Below are 20,115 nucleotides of genomic sequence, written 5' to 3' on the forward strand. Positions count from 1 at the left end.
CTATACATTTTCTGTAAAAGGACGGAAAACATCATCCTTTTCATCCTGGGGCGAGCAGACGCTGTCGATGCGTTTCGCGTACCGGCTTACCGTCGACACGGAAACGCCGTACCGCTGCGCCACTTCCTGATAGGTCAGCGAGCTGCCGCGCTGTTTCGCGGTCAAATACTCGAGCGCGGCCGACCATCCTTCCGTATGGCGGATCAGCGGCTTGTCGGGGTACAGCTTGCCCAGGAATTGAAACCATAAGTTTTGCAAATGCCGCCGTTTCTCGCGGTCGGTTCCTTCGTCCATGTGCCGCCAAGCTTGGTCGACCACGGCTTGCAGCGTATCGCCGGTCCCGTCGAAATCGTAGGATGCTTCAATTTCCGCAACCTGCGGCTCCGAAGCGGCGCCGGCCTCGAGAATAGCCTGCGCGGTATCCTGCGGCCCCATCTCGGCCAGCACCTGCAGGGCCTCCTTTTTAAGCTCCGGCGATTCATCCGGCTCTTTCAGAAAAGCCGTCAACGTTTCCCGGACCTCTGCGTCGGCGATCCATCCCAGCGCGCGGATCACCTGAAGTTTGGTTCCATGATCGCCGTACCGGAGCGCCCAGAAAAACGAGGACCGGATCAGCGGATTGCTTTTGACTTCCTCGCAAAGCTCGCTTTCATTCTGCTCCCATCGTTTCAACTGTTCCTCGAACGGCAGATGGTAATGATAGCTGAGCTCGTACCGCTGCCCGTCAGCCGGACGCAGCTCCTCCATTTGATCCAGGTAAAACCGCGGAATATCCGAGGCGGGGTCAAGCTTTTGCGCTTGCTGCCAGTGCCGGCGCGCTTCCCCGTACAACCCGCTGTTAAACGCGGCAACCGCCGCGTAATGATAGAGGCTCGGGTCCCCGAGAAGCTCTCCGTCCTTCAAAAGCCGGCGGAAATGGCCGTACGCGGAATCATGCCTTCCCAAAATGCCCATCGTCGTCGCCAGTTTAAACACATGCTCCTGATGGAACGGAACCATCACCGACAATGTTTCAAGAAGAGGGGTCAATGAAGCAGTATTCCCTTCATGCTGGTAAAATATTGCCAGGTTGCACAAACCGTGAATATTGCCCCGCTCCTGCTCCAACACCTCAAAAATGGTCGCTTTGGCCTTGCGGAACAAGCCCATGTAATAATACGCCAAAGCCAGATTGTTTCTTGCGGCAAGAAAGTCCGGCTGCTCCTGAACGATCCCTTCCAGCACCTCGGCGGCTTGGGCAAACTTCCCTTCTTCCATCAGCGCCCGCGCCTCTTCGTGCTCCACCACGCCTTCGCGGCTGCGGATCCGGGCCGGCTTCACCGGCCGCCCCAGCTCATACTGGAAAAGCTCCATCATTTCTTCGGCTTCTTCAAGAAACTGCCCCGCCGGGTCTTGCTCCAAATATTGAAGCAGCGCGCGTTCGGCCTCTTCAAATTGCTCCATATTGGCGTAGTTGTTGGCCATATAGAAATAACATTCCGTCATGGAAGCATCGACATGCTCCAATATATCGGAAAGGACGGCGTTTGAACCTTCAAAATCGCCCATCTCTGATAATATACCCGCTACATTGCAATGATTCACCGGATTTTCCGGCTCATATTCAACAGCTTTGCGAAAATATTTCAATGCCTTCTCGTAATGAAGGCGGTCCAGCGAACGGACAGCACGTTCAAAAAAGAAGTTGGCATCCATATGAATGGGTATGACTTTATGTTGTAGGTCCTCCGCCCGTAGATGATGATCCTCCATGTAAGCAAGGCACCTCCCTTAAGTTGCGTATATCCGTTTACCCGCGCAAAAATGCTAGATTCATCTATCCAGAACAGTATACCATAACTTTAAAGACGCGAGCGCAGCCAATATCTATTAAAAGAAAATTGTACTTTCGTCCTCGCCGACCCTTATTTTATCGGCATGAAGCGAGCATGAAATTGGAGATCGAATAAACAAAAAAGCCCCAAAAGGGGCCTGTGTCTTCGAAGCCGATTCGGGTACTCTGCAGGGGCCCCGGAAATGAAAAAAAGCTGGAGCTATACTCCAGCGTCTCTAAACAGGTTGGCGAGCGAGCCGCCTTCCAGGATGATCCGTACGGCGGTGGAAAGGATCGGCGCAACGGACAATACCTTCAGCCATTCCGGCGGAGGATCCTGGATCGCTATGGAATTGGTGACAACCACGTTTTGGATATGGGGATGGGCCATCCGCTTCAGCCCGTCACCGGAAAACAACCCGTGCGTGGCGCATATGATGGCCGGGGACGCCCCGCGCTCCTTCAGACTTTCGACGACATTGACGATCGTGTTCCCCGAATCGATGATATCCTCGATAATAATCGGGGTCCTCCCATGCACATCGCCGATCACGTGCGTGATGACCGATTCGTTATGGGCCGGACGTTTTTTGAACATGATGGCAAACGGGTAATCAAGATGGTTCGCCAGCTTCTCCGCCGTTTTAGCCCTTCCCGCGTCGGGCGACACGATAACGGGATTGGGCAGGTTAAGCGTCTTCAAATGTTCGCTGATCAGGTCGAGCGCAGTCAGATGATCCACGGGAATATTAAAAAATCCCTGGATCGCAGGCGCATGCAAATCAATCGTGATGACGCGGCTGGCTCCGGCTGTCGTCAACACATCCGCTACCATTTTGGCGGAGATGGGTTCACGTGGCGCCGATTTCCGTTCCTGCCGGGCATAGCCGTAATAAGGCATCACGATGTTGATCGTCCGCGCCGGAGCCCGTTTCGCCGCATCGATCATGACCAGGAGCTCCACGAACAGCTCGTTAATCGGATGCGAAAGCGACTGCACGATAAACACGTCGCAGTTGCGGATGCTTTCCTCGTAATTCACATAGATCTCGCCGCTTTTAAAACGGGATAACGTAACGCTGCCCAGTTCTGCCCCAAGCATCTCGCAGATGCTTTCCGCCAACAACGGATTCGACGATCCGGAAAAAATACGCACCCTGTGCTGCATTTGCGCCTCCTGATACCGTAATTAGATTTCCAATGGAACCATGGTTCTCCGCCGCTTTTCGAACACCGCCAACTGGCGGAAGCCCGCTTGATGAAGCGCCAGCCTTGCGCGGTCCAAATTCTCCCCGAGCTTCTTCGGATCATGGGCATCGGATCCCAGCGTCATCGGAATTCCCAGCCGGTATGCTTCCTGCAGCATCCTCTCGGACGGAAACATGTCCGCGCAAGGCTTGGACAAGCCCGACGCGTTCAGCTCCATCGCAACCCCGCAGGCAGCCACGGCGGCGAGAGCGGCGTTTTCCAGCGCCTCGACTTCCGCGGCCGCTTCCGGTCCCGGTTGGAAGCCGAACCGTTTGATGACGTCCAAATGGCCCATAATATCGTAAAAGCCGGTTGCGGCAGCCTTTTGTACCGCTTCGTAATAGGTTCGGTAGACTTCAAGCTTGTCGCGGCCTTCCCAGCCGTGGATCTGCCGATGATCGGTAATGTCCCATTCGCCGAGGAAATGGACGGAGCCGATGACATAGTCCCATGGATAAGCTTGGACGATCTTCCCGATCGCCTCTTCCCAGCCTTCGATATAATCGCCTTCCAGACCCACTCGTATATCAATCTGTCCTTTATACTTCTCCTTCAAGCTTAGACACTCCTCTACGTAACGTGGAAGTTCTTCCATCGCCATCGCCATTTCCGGGTAATATTCGGCAGGATTCACATGAAGCAGCGGCATATGATCGGACAGCCCGATGTGGTCCAGCCCGATTTCGATGCCGCGGCGCACGTAGTCTTCCAGTTCACCGACCGCATGGCCGCAGCGGACATGGTGCGTATGGTAATCGATCAACATGCCTCCCACTCCCTTTCTAGTCCCTGCGCGGACGTTCGTGGCGGCGTTCCAGCTCGGCCATAATGTCGTCAAGCGGCAGCTTGCGTTCCTGAAGCAGAACAAGCAGGTGATAGATCAAATCGCTGACTTCAAGGCGCAGCTCGGCATTATCCTTGTTTTTGGCGGCGATAATCGTTTCCGCCGTCTCCTCGCCGACCTTTTTCAGGATTTTGTCGATGCCTTTGTCAAAAAGATACGTCGTATAAGCGCCTTCCGGCCGCTCCTTTTCCCGCTCGGCGATGATTTGCTCCAGCTCCTCCAGAACCGCAAAACGAGATCCGCTGGGAGCCGCGTCAGTTCCCGACTCCGCCGAAGCGGGTGCAGGAGACGCAAACCCGCGGTAGAAGCAGGTCGTCTCGCCGGTATGGCACGCCGGTCCCGCGGGTTTTACCAGAAACAACAGGGTATCGCCGTCGCAATCATAACGCGCGGAGACGATTTTTTGCGTGTTGCCCGAGGTTCCGCCCTTATGCCACAGCTCTCCGCGCGACCGGCTCCAAAACCAGGTTTCCCCGCTTTCCATCGAGCGTTGCAGCGATTCCCCGTTCATGTAAGCCATCATCAGCACGTCTTTGGTTGCGGCATCCTGAACGATGGCCGGGACAAGCCCGTCCTTATCAAATTTGATTTGCTCCTTCACCAGCTCCCAGGATTGCGCTTGCAGCTCATTCGTCATCTGATCTCAACTCCTTTTTGCTTCAAATCCTGCTTTAGCTCCGGTATCGAAATTTCCTTATAGTGAAAGATGGTGGCTGCAAGCCCCGCATCCGCTTTTCCTTTCGTAAACACGTCGACGAAGTCGTCCTTCGTGCCCGCTCCGCCCGAAGCGATGACGGGAATCCGGACCGCGTCCGCGACGGCGGCCGTCAGGGGAAGGTCGAAGCCGTCCTTCGTGCCGTCGGCATCCATGCTGGTCAGCAAAATTTCGCCTGCGCCCAGCTTCTCCGCTTGTTTCACCCACTCAAGGGCCCGAATTCCCGAGGCTTTGCGGCCGCCGTGCGTGTAAACTTCCCATTCGCCCCAGGCCTCGTTGTATTTGGCATCGACGGCCACGACGATGCACTGCGAGCCGAAACGCCGCGCACCGTCCGCGATCAGCTGCGGATTCGTCACCGCCGCCGTGTTGATGCCGATTTTGTCGGCGCCTGCCCGCAGGATGCGGGTCATATCCTCGACACTCGAAATCCCCCCGCCGACCGTAAACGGAATGGCGATTTCGCCGGCCGTTTGGCGAACGACCTCCACCATCGTCTGCCTTCCTTCCACGGAGGCCGAAATATCCAGGAATACGAGCTCGTCGGCGCCCTCGCGGTCATATAATGCCGCAAGTTCGACCGGATCGCCCGCATCGCGCAAATTTTCGAAATTGACCCCTTTAACCACCCGACCGTCTTTTACGTCCAGACATGGAATGATGCGTTTTGCCAGCATGGATTTGTCCCCCTCTCGTCAATCGCCGCGATCAAATGCGTAACCTTTGACGTCACGTTCGTACGCTTCTATTTTAATGCCTTCACCGCTTCCGCAAGGTCAATGCTGCCCGTATACAAGGCTTTGCCGACGATGGCGCCGCCCACGCCGTTGCGGGCGTGTTCGTTCAGGCGCACCAAATCGTCAAGGACGCTGACGCCGCCGGAGGCGATGACGGTCCGACCGCTGCTTTTCGCCAACGATACGATGGCGTCCACGTTTGGCCCCTGCATCATGCCGTCCCTGGAAATGTCGGTAAAAATGAACGTTTCGGCGCCTTTGGCAGCCAGCTCCTTCGCGAGCTCCTCCGCTTTGACCTCCGACGTTTCCAGCCAGCCGCGGGTCGCCACGTAGCCGTTCCGGGCATCGATCCCGATCGCCACCTTGTCGCCGTAGGTCCCGAGCACCTCTTCCGTAAACGCCCGGTCTTCGATCGCAGCGGTGCCGATAATGACGCGGCTCACGCCGAGGGAAAGCAAGCGTTTGACGTCGCTCACCGTCCTGAGCCCGCCTCCGACCTGAACCGGCACGTTTACGCCCGCCGCGATTTGGCCGATCACCTCGTCGTTGACCGGGTGCCCGGCTTTCGCTCCGTCCAGATCCACCAGATGAATGTAAGCACCGCCTTGCGCTTCCCATGCTTTGGCCGCAGCCAGCGGACTGTCGTTATAAACGGTTTCTTGATTGTAATCCCCTTGAATCAGGCGGACGCATTTGCCTCCGCGGATATCAATGGCCGGATAGATGATGAATGACATCGAATAACTCCCCGCTTTCCCTTTTTCGTGAAACGCCTGAATCACCCATGATATAGGGTTTTGGTCAAGATCCGGGCATCAAACCTGCCGTTCTCCCCCGCAATCGATGCCGACGAAACGGCACGCCACCCGTGCTGCGCGCCACCTTAGTTCCGAACGCCCGCGCCGCAAAGCGAAAGGAAACGTCCCAGCAGCTCCATGCCGAGCTCCCCGCTTTTTTCCGGATGGAACTGCATGCCGTACACGCTGCCGCGGCCGACGATGGCCGTTACCGGCTGTCCGTAATCCGTCACCGCCAACAGATCCGTCTTTACCTCCGGAAGAACATGATACGAATGCACGAAATAGACATGCCCTTCCGCAAGCCCCGCAAGCAGCGGGTTATCCTTCTGGAGAAACTCCAGCCGGTTCCATCCCATATGCGGCACTTTGTAATTCCCTTCCGCAAAACGGATGACCCGGCCTGGCAAAAGGCCGAGTCCTTCATGGCTGCCATGCTCTTCGCTGCTGCTGAACAGCAGCTGCATGCCGAGGCAAATCCCGAGCAGCGGTTTGCCTGCGGCAGCCGCCTCCTTCATGACGCCGTCAAGTCCGCTATCCCGCAAATGCTCCATCGCGTCGCCGAACGCGCCCACGCCGGGCAAAATGATGCCGTCCGCATCCATGATGGCTGCGCGGTCGCCGGTCACAAGCGCCTCGGCGCCGAGACGTTCCACGGCTTTGCTCACGCTGTGCAGATTGCCCATGCCGTAATCCACGATCGCAATCGCCACTTACAGCACTCCTTTCGTGGATGGAACCCCTGTCACGCGCGGATCAATGCCCGTGGCTTCATCCAACGCGCGGCCAAGCGCCTTAAACACCGCTTCGATCATGTGGTGCGTGTTTTGCCCGTAATGCACGATCACATGGAGCGTTATACGCGCTTCCAGCGCCAGCTTCCACAAAAACTCATGCACAAGTTCCGTCGAAAAGCTGCCGACCTGCGAAGAAGGATATTCCGCACGGTATTCGAAATGCGGCCGGTTGCTGATGTCGATCACGACCTGGGCAAGCGCTTCGTCCATCGGCACGAAGACGCTGGCATAACGCTTGATGCCTTTTTTGTCGCCGAGCGCCTCACGAAGTGTCTGGCCGAGGCAAATGCCGATGTCCTCTACCGTATGATGATCGTCGATCTCAATGTCCCCGCGCGCCTGCACTTTCAAGTCGAATTGTCCGTGCTTGGCGAACAGGTCCAGCATATGGTTCAAAAACGGCACATCCGTTTCCAGCTCCGATACGCCCGTGCCGTCGACGGAAAATGCCAGCTTGATGTCCGTTTCGTTCGTTTTGCGGCTGATGCTTGCGCTTCTTTCGCCGTTTGCCTGATTAAATTCCATGGTTTTCTCCTGCCTTTCCTTCCCGTTTCAACCGGACCTCGATAGCCCGGGCATGCGCTTCCAGCCCTTCGCCGCGCGCCAGCTCCATAATCGCCGCCCCGTTCGCAAGCAGGGCTTCCTTGCTGTAGTAAATCATGCTCGATTTCTTGATAAAATCGTCCACGTCCACCGGCGAGGAAAATCTCGCGGTGCCGTTCGTCGGAATGATGTGGTTCGGACCCGCGAAGTAATCCCCGACAGGCTCCGAGCTGTAAGCGCCGAGGAAAATGGCCCCTGCATTTTCGATCAGGCCCACATGCGCCATCGGATCCGCGACCATCAACTCCAAATGCTCCGGCGCCAAACGGTTTACGACCGATATTCCCTCCTGCAGCGACCTGGTCACGATGATCGCCCCGTATTGTTCCACCGATGCCGCCGCAATGGCCCGTCTCGGCAGCAGCTCGAGCTGGCGCCCGACTTCGGCGGCAACGAGGTCGGCCAGCTTGCGGGACGGCGTCACGAGAATGGCCGACGCCATCTCGTCGTGCTCCGCCTGCGATAGCAGGTCGGCCGCCACAAACTCGGGATCCGCCGACTCGTCGGCAAGCACGACGATCTCGCTCGGACCGGCGATGCTGTCGATATCGACGGCGCCGTATACCTCTCGTTTCGCCAGCGCTACGTAGATGTTGCCCGGGCCGCATATTTTATCGACCGGGGCGATCGTTTCCGTGCCGTAAGCGAGTGCCGCGATGGCCTGCGCCCCGCCGACGCGGTAGATTTCGTGAACGCCCGCTTCCGCGGCCGCCACCAGAATGTACGGATTAATCCCTTCTTCTCCGCCGGTCGAAGGCGGCGTGACCATCACGATTTCGGGAACGCCCGCAACCTGCGCCGGGATGACATTCATCAGCACCGAAGACGGGTACGCCGCCTTCCCACCCGGAACGTAGACGCCGACGCGCTTCAGCGGCCGGATGATTTGCCCCAAAATGCTGCCGTCGGGCTGAAGATCCATCCACGAATTGCGTTTCTCCCGCATATGGAATTCACGGATGTTTCGGGCGGCAGCCGAGATGGCTTGAACAAAAGAATCATCGACCTGTTCGTACGCCGCATCCAGCTCGGCTTGAGTCACCCGCAGCATGCCCGCGGTAAGCTCCGCATGATCCAGCTCTTTCGTATAACGAAGCAGCGCTGCGTCCCCTCCGGTTTTGACGTCATGAACGATCTTCTTTACGGTTTCGTTTTGCTCCGGCGTTCCGTAATCGACTTCCCTGCGCAGATCGAATTGTTCAACAGACACCACTTTCATTTCTCATCTCTCCTCGCTCTCGTCATCCGTGTAGTCCTGCCTGGAGGCAGCTTTATGCTTCAGAGGCAATCGCCTTTTGCAGACGGTCGCATAACGATTGAATTTGCGCATTTTTCATCCGGTAGCTTACCCGGTTGGCGATCAGGCGGCTGGTGATGTCAAAAATCCGGTTCATTTCGACCAGCCCGTTTTCTTTCAGCGTCTGCCCGGTCTCCACCATATCCACGATGCGGTCGGCAAGACCGATCAGCGGCGCAAGTTCGATGGAACCGTTCAGCTTGATGACTTCGACTTGCTGCCCCTGCTCGCGAAAATATTGGGATGCCACGTTCGGATATTTCGTTGCTACCCGCTGCTGTATCCCCGGCTGCCAGTTCGGCAGTCCGATGACCGACATGCGGCATTTGGCGATGCCTAAATCCAGCAGCTCGTATACGTCCCTGTTTTCTTCCATCAGGACGTCCTTGCCGACGATGCCGATATCCGCCGCGCCGTATTCCACGTATGTCGGCACATCCACCGGTTTGGCCAAAATGAATTCCATGCCGAGCTCCGGCAAATCGATGACCAGCTTCCGGGTTTCATCCACCTCCGCCTCGATCGGCAAACCGGCTGCGCGGAACAGCTCCGCCGCTTTTTTGTATATCCGTCCTTTCGGCATCGCTACCTTTAATGTCTCAGCCAACATTCTCCCTCCTTTTTGGTTGTTTTCACCGTTCGGTTCATATTCGTTTCTCTTTATGAGAAGGTCTCCACTGCGGCATAAAGCTTTTCGTTTTCCGTCCGATTTTCGTTCCCGTCCTGGATCAGCTGCGTCACAACCGCCCGGCTCTGCTTTCTGAGCTCTCCCGCACGCGCGAGACCCCGATGGCGATTTGCCGCTGTATACCTGATAAGTACGGGCTGCTGCGCTTCTTCCACGCTGCCGTGTACGCCGTCGAGTATCCGGTTGGTCTTGAGCGCAAAGCCGGTTGCCGGCACATCCCTTCCGAACTGGCGCAGCAAATTGTCGTACCTTCCTCCGCTGCACACCGGAAAACCGATTTCGGCCGCATAACCTTCAAACGTCATGCCCGTATAATAAGAAAAATCGCCGATCATCGTCAGATCGATCAGAACATGCTCGGATACGCCGTAGGCCTCCAATACCTCCCACACCTTGCACAGATGGCTGATCGAGGTCCGCGCAAGCTCATGCTCACTCAGCGCCAACGCCTCATCGCAAATTTCCTTTCCGCCGCGCAGGCGCAGGATGGCCTCGAGCTTTTCCCGCTGCGAATCGGACATGGACAACTCCCGGATCGCTTGACGGAAGCCGACGTAATTGCGGTCAAGCAAATGCTGCTTAAGCGTCTGCTGCGCCTGATCTTCGCCGGCCAGCACCTCCTCGAACAGCCCATTCAGAAAGCCGACGTGGCCCATGGCGATCCTAAAGGTAGAGACGCCCGCCGCTTTGAGCGATTCGATCGCCAGCGCCACCACTTCGGCATCCGCCTCCGGCGAATCGTCTCCGACCAGCTCCACCCCGGTTTGGAAAAACTCGGCTTCGCGTCCCGCCTCCTCCTCAAACGCCCGAAACACGTTGGCATGATACGACAGGCGGATCGGCAGCGGCTCTTCTTTCAGCAGGGAAGAAACCACCCGCGCAATGGGAGAAGTCATATCCGAACGGAGCACCAGCGTCGTGCCGCGGTTGTTCAGCAGCTTGAACAGCTTCTGGTCGGACGTCGAGCTGGCCACCCCCACGGTATCGTAAAATTCCATCGTCGGCGTCATGATCTGCCGATATCCCCAGCGGCTCATGCAGTCGAGCACATTGCGCTCGATCGTGCGCAGCTTATCCACGGCATACGGCAAGTAGTCGCGAACACCGACCGGTTTTTCAAAACCTTTTGGTTTCGTCACGAAGGTTCACCTCAATGATTTCAGGTTATTTATGTTTAATTTCTTCATTACGTTAAAGTGCTACCATACTACCAAATTAAAGAATAATGGATATATTAACATGAAATGTCGTTTCCGTCAACGATGCCCGACCGGATATTCCCGGTTTACAAACCTTTTTAGATTCCCCTTGCTGTTACCGACATTTTACCAATCGATTACCCCGCTTGTCAGGCATTTAAAAACCGCCCGGCATAACCGGACGGCTTCATCATTACATCATTACATATTGAGTTTGACGGTTTGGTCTTCCATTTGTTTTTGCGGACGTTGCGGCGCCGTTCCGAAGAAAATCCAGGACCAGCTTACGTAACGGAAGGCAATATAGACGACCAGCCACGACACGCCCAGGGCGATGATCCATCCTCCCGCAATCCGCGCGGCATATTCCAGCGTGCCTCCATGGGCAGGAATTTTGCGGTACAAAAACAACAGCGCCGGATGCAGCAGGAAAATGCCGAATGAGCAGGCTCCCATAGACGTCAGCGCCCCGCTGAGCCATCTCCAGCCATGCCGATAAATCAAATAGGAGACCTGCATCAGCACGATGCAAGACAACAAGCAATGCACGTCCCACACGAGCTCATACCATAAAGTGTTGATTTTGATGCCTAGATAATAGAGATTCACATTCAGGATTCCCACGGCAAGCCAGGCCGCCCAGATCACAATCCAGACGATGCCTTTTCCGCTTTTGAAGCCCTCCCAGGTCATTATCAGCCATTCTTTCAGCTGCGAATAGTAGGCTGCGATCAACGCGCCGAATAAATAGAAGGACATATAGGAAAACGCGATACTTCCTTTGGGAAGCGGCAGTTTGATGCCTTGCCCATAGACTCCGGCTTGAGGCATATGAAAACCGTATTTATTCAGATAGGTATACAGCCATTGAATGGCGAAACCGATCAAAGCCACCCATGGCAAAATCGAGCGCTGTTTTTGAAACCACCATAAAAAAAGCGGAAACATAATGTACAGCTGCAGCATAATGATCACATAATACAGATGGGTGTGGGCGGTCCCTTTTAACAACTGGAGGCCAAAATCATGCCCGAGCTGCGTAAGTGGAAGGCCAAGCTTTCCCTTGGCGTACGTATTCAGAATAAAATAGCAAAATGAGACTAAAATATACGGGACTAATATGTATAGCAATCGTTTGGTATAAAAAGTTTTCAGCATCGATTTATTCAGCGGCTTGTCCAAATAATTGTAAAATAACACGAACCCGCTCAAAAAGATAAAGACAGGCACGGCGAATTTGCTGAAAGTATTGATGAACAAAAACGGATAATAGGACGAGGTTCCTTTCGTCGTCACCAGCGTCGTGGATGTAGCATGAATAAACAATACGGCCATGATGGCAAAAGAGCGGAAAATGTCCAGCTCCATAATACGTTCTTTTTTCTTTAACATGCAAACTCTCCCGTATTCATTGATTTCCCCTGCGCGTTACGGTCTAGTTGTCTCTAGCGAACTCCCCAAAAAAATCCTCTCTATCTAAAAATACTATACTTTCTACCAAATGCGCCAGAAAAAAAGAAAATACGACGATACTGTAACCATTGCGTAAAAAGCCCGGATATCTAAAAACCGTCATCTATCATGCCTTTTAATAGAACCACGGCAGCATATAACGAGAAGAAAAACGTCTTCTGACGTACTTTCATGAAACTTTTTATATCACAAAAAACACCCAAAGCTGCTGAGGATGCTCTAGCTTGCTTTGGATGTTTTGAGTCTTTACCATGAATCAAGGTGCACGCTTATCCGTCCGGCCACCGCGATCCCACCGCCACCGGCTCGTCCTTTGCGTCGATGTCGCTGCTGCGTTTTAAATCCCGAAGCGGATTGCCGCCGACGAACGCCCCCGGAGCCACGTCCTTATGGACGACGGCCCCGGCCGCAACGACCGCCCTGTCCCCGATCGTCACGCCCGGAAGAATGGTGGTGTTCGCCCCGATGAGGACATGATCCCCGATCACAACTTCTCCGAGCCGATATTCGTCTATCAAATATTCATGCGCCAAAATGGTAGAGTTATAGCCGATAATCGAGTTTTTGCCGATACGGATCTTTTCCGGAAAAAACACGTCGACCATCACCATCAGCCCAAACGCCGTGTGCTCGCCGACCTGCATGCCGATCAGATGCCGATAAATCCAGTTTTTGAGCGGAAGGATCGGGCAGTACCGCGCCGCCTGAATGCAGATGAAATTTTTGACCCCTTTCCAGGGGCTGACGGTCTTGTAGATTTGCCAAAGCGCGTTTGGCCCTTCCACCGGATACCGCGTCACTTTTCTCACAATGCTCTACTCCTGTTCTACCAGCGAAAATAGATCATGCATGTCCTTCAGTATGTAATCCGGCTTATACTCCAACAGCGTTTTTTCGCCTTTTAAGGACCACGCCACTCCCGCCGCCAATACGCCCGCGGCTTTAGCCGACTGGATGTCCATCGGACTGTCTCCGACCATCAGCGTGCGGGCAGGATCCGAACCCAGCAGCTGAACCGCCTTCAGCACAGGCTCGGGATGCGGTTTCGGATGCTCGACGTCGTTCAGCGTAATTACCGCGTCCATATATTTTTGCAGGCCGAACATGTCCAAGACCCGGATCGTTCCGGGTTTATTTTTCGTCGTTACAACGCCCAGGCGTATTCCTTTCCCATGAAGCTCACGCACGACTTCCTCCACATGGGGAAAAAGCTCTACCATCGCGTCATGATGCTCATCGTTGTAGCTCCGGTACGTCTTGTGGAGCGCCGTAATATCCCCGAGGCCGGAAAAATGCCGAAGCTGCTGTTCCAGCGTCGCCCCCATTTTCGGGATCATTTCTTCCCGCGTCAGCGGCGCAAGCCCGTGCTTTTCCAACACATGCATAAATGAGCTGATAATCAATTCGTTCGTGTCCACGATCGTTCCGTCCAAATCGAACAATACGGTGTCTATCATGCTGCAATTACTCCTTTTTGTCCTCCGTGTTCTCTGCCGATTGATTGTCTTTTACGGCTTCTGCAGGCGGTTCGTCGCGTTCTGCGCCGGTTTCCTCACCCGCTGCATCAGGAACATGGTCATGAGCTGCTTTGGTGGAATAAATCGGATCCAGGTAACGAACCTCCGCTTTGCCCGTTGCACGACGCACGATAATAATGATAACGGCCGCAACAACGATGAAAATGGCCAGCAGCTGCGAGATCCTTACGTTGCCGTAAGCAGGATCCAGCGCTCCATGCTCGAAACCGAACCATTCCATCGGCTTCCACAGCCCGTTTACAAACGACGCCAGCCAATTCGGCCCGATAAAGGCCAGCGAGTCGGTACGAAGCCCCTCGATAAAAAAGCGTCCGATCGAATACCAGATGAAATAACTCAAAAACAGCTCGGCAGCCCGCAAAAATCTTTGGCGGCGGAGAACGAATAAAATAATAATGCCCACGAGGCTCCATAACGATTCATACAAAAATGTCGGGTGATGGTATACGCCCTGCACATTCATTTGGTCCACGATAAAGTTCGGAAGGTGGAGCCGATCCCGCAGAAACGATTCCTCGACCGGTCCGCCGTAGGCTTCCTGGTTGACGTAGTTGCCCCAACGCCCGATCATTTGCCCCGTCAATAACGCGGGAGCGCAAATGTCCGCAATCCGCCAGAAATTATAACCTCTGTACCGGAAATAGATGACCGCGCAAATGATGGCGCCGATCAGGGCACCGTAAATGGCGATCCCGCCGTTCCATATTTTGAAGACATCGACCAGATGATCCTTATAATCATCCCATTTAAACGCGACAAAATAAATCCGCGCGCCGATAATGGCGGAAGGCACGCCAAGCAGCAGCAAATCCATAAAAAATTCCGGCTGAATGCCGAACCTTTTGCCTTCGCGGATGGCAATCAGAAGCCCTGCCAGCGCACCGAAGCCTAATATTAGGCCGTACCAGTGGACGGACAAGGAACCAATCGAAAAAGCGATTGGATTGAGCAGCAATGTGGCCATGTTTTCACTCTCCTAATCCATATCTTCCATGTCTTCCGCAATCGTTGCGGTCAGCTTGTTCGTAAATTGCAGGGCCGCGTTCAGACCCATCTGCTTCAGGCGATAGTTCATCGCCGCGACCTCGATGATGACGGCCAGGTTTCGGCCAGGGCGAACCGGAATCGTCACGAGCGGAATATCGGTATCCAGAATCCGCGTCGTTTCTTCATCCAGGCCAAGGCGGTCGTACTGCTTATCCTGCTGCCAAGCTTCCAGTTTCACGACCAGCGTAATGCGTTTATTGTTGCGGATGGCTCCGGCGCCAAACAGCGTCATGACATTGATGATGCCGACGCCGCGGATTTCCAGCAGGTGACGGATGAGCTCAGGAGCCGTGCCGTGCAATTGGCTGTCGGACGTTTGGCGGATTTCGACCGCATCGTCGGCGATCAGCCGGTGGCCCCTTTTGACAAGCTCCAGTGCCGTTTCGCTTTTTCCGATGCCGCTGCTGCCCGTGATCAGCATCCCCACGCCGTACACGTCGCACAATACGCCATGAATGGTCGTCGTCGGCGCAAGCCTTCTTTCCAAAAATCCCGTAATGCGGCTGGATAAAATCGTCGTCGCCATGCTGCTTCGCAGTACGGGAACATGTTTTTCCTGGCTCATCTGCACAAGCTCTTCCGGCACGTCGAGTCCCCTCGTAACCACGATGCAGGGAGTGACTTCGCCGCACAGGCGCTCCATGCGATCTTTCCGTTCTTCCGGCTTAAGCATGCTAAAAAAGGCCAGCTCCGTTCTTCCGAGCAGCTGAACCCGTTCTTGCGGATGATACTCAAAATAACCGGCCATTTCCAGGCCCGGACGATTCAAGTCATCGGTTGTTATGACCCGTTTTAATCCTTGCTCACCGGATATCACTTCCAGCTGAAATTGCTGTACCAATTCTGCTACTTTCACTTTTTTGGCCATGTCAGATCTTCCTTTCTGTCCGATTGGCTCAGAATTCAGCCCCTTTGCTGTTCTTGGGCGATTCCAACGAATCTAATGTACTCATCGTATCGGAAATTTCCAATGAATGCAATGCCGGCCAACTGGAGCGGAACCGGGCAGCCGCTGCCGGTGAGCCAACGTGTCTTTTACCGTTTTAACCAATATAAAAAGGCCGCCCATATGGGCGGCCTTTCGGTTTCAGGCATACCGCCTGGATTAGTCCGTCAACAATACGTTCAATTCAGTTTCTTTGTCGAAGATATGAATTTTGTTCATATCTACGGCAAGACGAACGCTGCTTCCTTCGCGAGTGTTGGAACGTCCGTCGACGCGGGCGATTACCGTGTCGCTGCCAACGCCGCTCAGGTAGAGGAGCATTTCGTGACCCAGGTTTTCCGTAACATCTACATGGGAAGTAAAGATCGTGTTTGGAGAAGCTTCCATGAATACAGGCTCTTCGTGGATATCTTCCGGACGAACGCCCATAACAACCTCTTTACCGATATAACCTTTGCTTTTCAGAAGCTGAGCTTTTCCGCCCGGAACTTCAACGTCCAGACCTTCGGCGCGGAAACGTACGGCTCCATTGGATTCGCTCAGTGTACCGTTGATGAAGTTCATCGTAGGGGAACCGATGAATCCGGCAACGAACAGGTTTTGAGGGCTATTGTACAGTACTTCCGGAGAAGCAGCCTGTTGAATGATGCCGTCTTGCATAACGACGATACGGTCACCCATGGTCATGGCTTCTGTTTGGTCGTGCGTTACGTAGATACATGTGGTTTCAAGACGTTTAACCAGTTTCGTGATTTCCGCGCGCATCTGACCGCGAAGTTTAGCGTCCAAGTTGGAAAGCGGTTCGTCCATAAGGAAGACTTGCGGATCACGCACGATCGCGCGGCCCAAGGCAACACGTTGACGCTGACCGCCGGAGAGAGCCTTCGGTTTGCGATCAAGCAAATGCTCGATGTCGAGGATTTTTGCTGCTTCACGTACACGTTTGTCAATTTCGTCTTTCTTCACTTTACGCAGCTTCAGGCCAAATGCCATGTTTTGATATACGTTCATGTGAGGATACAAAGCGTAAGATTGGAATACCATCGCGATATCGCGGTCTTTAGGAGCGACGTCGTTCACGACGCGGTCGCCGATGTAAAGCTTTCCTTCCGAAATCTCTTCCAAACCGGCGATCATACGAAGGGTAGTGGATTTACCGCAACCGGAAGGTCCTACCAGTACCAAAAACTCCTTGTCCTGAATATCAAGGCTGATATCCTTAACCGTCGCTTTGTCGGAACCCGGATATTTTTTGAAAATATGCTCTAAACGTACACCTGCCATGAGATTTGCCCCCTTAAGTGTATATTATGAAATCGAATACATTTTTATAGTATTATAATAACCTAACCCCTACAGACTGGCTATACACAAACTGCACAAAAAACCTATTTTCTTTTCGTTACTTTATACAATAACATCGTCAGCTTCACCAATACCGCGTCTCCGAAGCTTCTGACGTCCAGTCCGGTCTCTTGTTTGATTTTATCCAGACGGTATAAAAGCGTATTCCGGTGAATATATAACCGTTTGGCCGTCTCGCTGACGTTGCAATCGAGCTGAAAAAAGGTTTCGAGCGTCGATAACGTTTCATTGTCGGAAAACAACACCCCGTAATCCCCCGCCTGCTCCAAAAACAGCCTGCGTTGATCCAGAGGGATGCTGTATATAAGCCTCTCCAGCAGCAGCTCCCACGGGAAATGGACATGCTTCGCGACATGGAACGTCCGCCCTAAAAATATCGTCTCCCTGAGAAGACTCACCGTAGAAGGCAAAGTCTTGGCCGGCATAAAGGAAGGCGTCACGGACAAATGGAAGGTCCCGACCCATTCGTTTGCGATCAATTCGTACAGCCCCAGGCAAAAAGCCGAAAGCATGTCCGTCTCGGATTCGGCGTTTTCTTCGTCTTTATCCTCTCCGGCGCCAATGACCAGCTCCTTTTTCGCCAAAATCAGCCATTCATGGCCGCGAAGAGGCACAAGCACCACTTCCCCGTCAAAATAGCTTTTCAGCAGCTTCTTCAGCTGGATCCGATGAACCTCGACGGCATGAACGCTTTCTGATGTCAGGAGAAACGGGATCATTTCGCCGCTCAAACGGCGTTTGATTTCCAAGTCATCCGGAATATCGCTATCGCCGCGTTCCTGATCCAGCTGTTCCATCAGCCATGCGCTGAATCGAAGAACCTCCCGTTCTTCTTCGGCTTGAACCGCGGTGGGTTCATCGTTTTGCGGTCTGACTTGGGATACAAGCAGCTCAATGAGCTGCATTGCTTCGCGGCTAATTTCGTGCATGGGAGCCTCAAGTACATGAATATGTCCGTTTTTTGCATAAAGAGGATACCAAACGCTTTCATCCACGACGACGGAATCCCTCAGCTTGCGCTTTCGTCCGTTGCTTGTTGCATGTCCCTTGGATGTTGTACCCTGATCCTGATGTTCGGTTTGATCGAATACGATCTCTGATTGCTGCTTGGTCAACTGCTTGATGCGCAAAGGCGCCCCGACGATTTGCTCCAACTTGGTACGTAATGTTTCCATCTCCACCATCGATGTCTCCACCACTTTGCCATTTTTGTTTCTTATTTTATCATATTGCGGAGCAAATTCCGAAAAACGGGTTCGTTTGAAAGGAATAGCTTTTGGAGATTTCAACACAGAGCTGATCGGCTAGCGTTTTTTTCTAAAAAACATTCGCGAAAAACAAAAAGACCACCAACCGAAACGGTTAATGGTCTTTGGATGAGCCATGAAGGACTCGAACCTTCGACACCCTGATTAAAAGTCAGGTGCTCTACCAACTGAGCTAATGGCTCATAAAACTGGTGGAGGCTGATGGATTCGAACCACCGAACTCGTACGAGAACAGATTTACAGTCTGCTGCGTTTGGCCACTTCGCTAAGCCTCCATATAAGGTGGCTCGGGACGGAATCGAACCGCCGACACGAGGATTTTCAGTCCTCTGCTCTACCGACTGAGCTACCGAGCCTTACAAACAAAATAAAGTGGTTGATATTCATCTTCCCACTTTCCTTTGTGGAAATCCGTATGAAATTGAATGGCGGAACCGACGGGATTCGAACCCGCGATCTCCTGCGTGACAGGCAGGCATGTTAGGCCTCTACACCACGGTTCCGCATTATTCAGATGGTGCCGGCGAGAGGACTTGAACCCCCAACCTACTGATTACAAGTCAGTTGCTCTACCAATTGAGCTACACCGGCATACATGGTGGAGACTGAGGGGATCGAACCCCCGACCCTCTGCTTGTAAGGCAGATGCTCTCCCAGCTGAGCTAAGTCTCCAAATATGTATGGTAGCGGCGGAGGGGATCGAACCCCCGACCTCACGGGTATGAACCGTACGCTCTAGCCAGCTGAGCTACGCCGCCATATTTATCATATCGCTTCTGTAATATACAATGGCGGAGAGAGAGGGATTCGAACCCTCGCACCGCTTACGCAGTCTAACCCCTTAGCAGAGGGTCCCCTTATAGCCACTTGGGTATCTCTCCAAGTATTTCGCTGTATATACAAAAGGATATTCAAGTCAGATGTTTGATCACCTGAAAACTAGATACGAAACGTTTTGCGTTTTAATATTTTCCGTAGCATTTCCCGGTTTTAAATCCGGGCCCCCGAAAAGTATTCGGAATGAACCGCGAAGCCTAAGCTTCACTTTTTGGGGTTGTTTTAGGATAAGCCCTCGACCGATTAGTATTGGTCAGCTCCATGCATTGCTGCACTTCCACCTCCAACCTATCTACCTCGTCGTCTTCAAGGGGTCTTACATACTGGGAAATCTCATCTTGAGGGGGGCTTCACGCTTAGATGCTTTCAGCGCTTATCCCGTCCGTACGTAGCTACCCAGCCATGCTCCTGGCGGAACAACTGGTGCACCAGCGGTACGTCCATCCCGGTCCTCTCGTACTAAGGACAGCTCCTCTCAAATTTCCTACGCCCACGACAGATAGGGACCGAACTGTCTCACGACGTTCTGAACCCAGCTCGCGTACCGCTTTAATGGGCGAACAGCCCAACCCTTGGGACCTACTTCAGCCCCAGGATGCGATGAGCCGACATCGAGGTGCCAAACCTCCCCGTCGATGTGGACTCTTGGGGGAGATAAGCCTGTTATCCCCAGGGTAGCTTTTATCCGTTGAGCGATGGCCCTTCCATGCGGTACCACCGGATCACTAAGCCCGACTTTCGTCCCTGCTCGACTTGTAGGTCTCGCAGTCAAGCTCCCTTCTGCCTTTGCACTCTTCGAATGATTTCCAACCATTCTGAGGGAACCTTGGGGCGCCTCCGTTACTCTTTAGGAGGCGACCGCCCCAGTCAAACTGCCCACCTGACACTGTCCCCATACCGGTT

Annotated in this window: 18 protein-coding genes, 8 tRNA genes and 1 rRNA gene; all 27 read right to left on the minus strand. The window is 53.8% G+C overall.

The window, feature by feature from the left end:
* On the minus strand, positions 1-1,752 hold the full coding sequence (locus GQY55_RS07600; protein ID WP_160039753.1) for a tetratricopeptide repeat protein: 1,752 nt from the start codon (positions 1,750-1,752) through the stop codon (positions 1-3).
* Between the two features lie 281 nt (positions 1,753-2,033).
* Entirely contained in the window at positions 2,034-2,981 is a 948-nt protein-coding gene (locus GQY55_RS07605; protein ID WP_160039754.1) for a ribose-phosphate diphosphokinase, read from the minus strand.
* Between the two features lie 21 nt (positions 2,982-3,002).
* Complete coding sequence (hisJ, locus tag GQY55_RS07610) at positions 3,003-3,827, minus strand: histidinol-phosphatase HisJ (RefSeq protein ID WP_160039755.1); 825 nt, start codon at positions 3,825-3,827, stop codon at positions 3,003-3,005.
* A 16-nt stretch (positions 3,828-3,843) separates the two neighbouring features.
* The gene (gene hisIE / locus GQY55_RS07615; RefSeq protein WP_160039756.1) at positions 3,844-4,542 is read right to left on the minus strand and encodes a bifunctional phosphoribosyl-AMP cyclohydrolase/phosphoribosyl-ATP diphosphatase HisIE; all 699 of its coding nucleotides are present in this window, start codon (positions 4,540-4,542) and stop codon (positions 3,844-3,846) included.
* Positions 4,539-5,297: an imidazole glycerol phosphate synthase subunit HisF gene (gene hisF, locus GQY55_RS07620; RefSeq protein WP_160039757.1), complete on the minus strand. Its 759-nt coding sequence runs from the start codon at positions 5,295-5,297 to the stop codon at positions 4,539-4,541. Before hisF ends, hisIE begins: the two co-directional genes overlap by 4 nt.
* Positions 5,298-5,365: 68 nt before the next feature.
* Entirely contained in the window at positions 5,366-6,094 is a 729-nt protein-coding gene (gene hisA / locus GQY55_RS07625; RefSeq protein ID WP_160039758.1) for a 1-(5-phosphoribosyl)-5-[(5-phosphoribosylamino)methylideneamino]imidazole-4-carboxamide isomerase, read from the minus strand.
* Positions 6,095-6,240: 146 nt separating this feature from the next.
* On the minus strand, positions 6,241-6,867 hold the full coding sequence (hisH, locus tag GQY55_RS07630) for an imidazole glycerol phosphate synthase subunit HisH (RefSeq protein ID WP_160039759.1): 627 nt from the start codon (positions 6,865-6,867) through the stop codon (positions 6,241-6,243).
* Positions 6,868-7,476 carry an imidazoleglycerol-phosphate dehydratase HisB gene (gene hisB / locus GQY55_RS07635; RefSeq protein ID WP_160039760.1) on the minus strand — a complete coding sequence of 203 codons (609 nt, stop codon included), beginning with the start codon at positions 7,474-7,476 and terminating at the stop codon, positions 6,868-6,870.
* Complete coding sequence (gene hisD / locus GQY55_RS07640; RefSeq protein ID WP_160039761.1) at positions 7,466-8,773, minus strand: histidinol dehydrogenase; 1,308 nt, start codon at positions 8,771-8,773, stop codon at positions 7,466-7,468. The genes hisB and hisD overlap by 11 nt, the downstream gene beginning before the upstream one ends.
* A gap of 52 nt (positions 8,774-8,825) precedes the next feature.
* Complete coding sequence (gene hisG, locus GQY55_RS07645) at positions 8,826-9,458, minus strand: ATP phosphoribosyltransferase (RefSeq protein ID WP_160039762.1); 633 nt, start codon at positions 9,456-9,458, stop codon at positions 8,826-8,828.
* A 53-nt stretch (positions 9,459-9,511) separates the two neighbouring features.
* Positions 9,512-10,678, minus strand: coding sequence for an ATP phosphoribosyltransferase regulatory subunit (locus GQY55_RS07650; protein ID WP_160039763.1), 1,167 nt, complete (start codon positions 10,676-10,678; stop codon positions 9,512-9,514).
* Positions 10,679-10,939: 261 nt separating this feature from the next.
* Positions 10,940-12,130, minus strand: coding sequence for an acyltransferase (locus GQY55_RS07655; protein ID WP_160039764.1), 1,191 nt, complete (start codon positions 12,128-12,130; stop codon positions 10,940-10,942).
* Between the two features lie 350 nt (positions 12,131-12,480).
* A complete protein-coding gene (locus GQY55_RS07660) occupies positions 12,481-13,020 on the minus strand; it encodes an acyltransferase (protein ID WP_201452110.1) in 540 nt (179 codons plus the stop codon).
* A 6-nt stretch (positions 13,021-13,026) separates the two neighbouring features.
* Positions 13,027-13,668 (minus strand): pyrophosphatase PpaX, encoded by a 642-nt coding sequence (ppaX, locus tag GQY55_RS07665; protein WP_160039765.1) that lies wholly within the window; start codon positions 13,666-13,668, stop codon positions 13,027-13,029.
* 7 nt (positions 13,669-13,675) lie between these two features.
* The gene (lgt, locus tag GQY55_RS07670; protein WP_160039766.1) at positions 13,676-14,713 is read right to left on the minus strand and encodes a prolipoprotein diacylglyceryl transferase; all 1,038 of its coding nucleotides are present in this window, start codon (positions 14,711-14,713) and stop codon (positions 13,676-13,678) included.
* Between the two features lie 12 nt (positions 14,714-14,725).
* Positions 14,726-15,664: an HPr(Ser) kinase/phosphatase gene (gene hprK, locus GQY55_RS07675; RefSeq protein ID WP_160039767.1), complete on the minus strand. Its 939-nt coding sequence runs from the start codon at positions 15,662-15,664 to the stop codon at positions 14,726-14,728.
* Between the two features lie 237 nt (positions 15,665-15,901).
* Complete coding sequence (locus GQY55_RS07680) at positions 15,902-17,026, minus strand: ABC transporter ATP-binding protein (protein WP_160039769.1); 1,125 nt, start codon at positions 17,024-17,026, stop codon at positions 15,902-15,904.
* 104 nt (positions 17,027-17,130) lie between these two features.
* Positions 17,131-18,282, minus strand: coding sequence for a PucR family transcriptional regulator (locus GQY55_RS07685; RefSeq protein ID WP_236575471.1), 1,152 nt, complete (start codon positions 18,280-18,282; stop codon positions 17,131-17,133).
* Positions 18,283-18,484: 202 nt separating this feature from the next.
* Positions 18,485-18,557, minus strand: a tRNA-Lys gene (locus GQY55_RS07690).
* A gap of 7 nt (positions 18,558-18,564) precedes the next feature.
* A tRNA-Tyr gene (locus GQY55_RS07695) sits at positions 18,565-18,650 on the minus strand.
* 8 nt (positions 18,651-18,658) lie between these two features.
* A tRNA-Phe gene (locus GQY55_RS07700) sits at positions 18,659-18,731 on the minus strand.
* A gap of 70 nt (positions 18,732-18,801) precedes the next feature.
* Positions 18,802-18,878: transfer RNA gene (locus tag GQY55_RS07705), tRNA-Asp, on the minus strand.
* A gap of 12 nt (positions 18,879-18,890) precedes the next feature.
* A tRNA-Thr gene (locus GQY55_RS07710) sits at positions 18,891-18,966 on the minus strand.
* A gap of 5 nt (positions 18,967-18,971) precedes the next feature.
* A tRNA-Val gene (locus GQY55_RS07715) sits at positions 18,972-19,047 on the minus strand.
* A 9-nt stretch (positions 19,048-19,056) separates the two neighbouring features.
* A tRNA-Met gene (locus GQY55_RS07720) sits at positions 19,057-19,133 on the minus strand.
* A gap of 31 nt (positions 19,134-19,164) precedes the next feature.
* Positions 19,165-19,256: transfer RNA gene (locus tag GQY55_RS07725), tRNA-Ser, on the minus strand.
* 179 nt (positions 19,257-19,435) lie between these two features.
* Positions 19,436-20,115: ribosomal RNA gene (locus tag GQY55_RS07730) — 23S ribosomal RNA — on the minus strand; the annotation flags it as partial.

The organism is Paenibacillus sp. USDA918EY, from assembly GCF_009870825.1.
GTDB classification, from domain to species: domain Bacteria; phylum Bacillota; class Bacilli; order Paenibacillales; family Paenibacillaceae; genus Paenibacillus_AQ; species Paenibacillus_AQ albilobatus.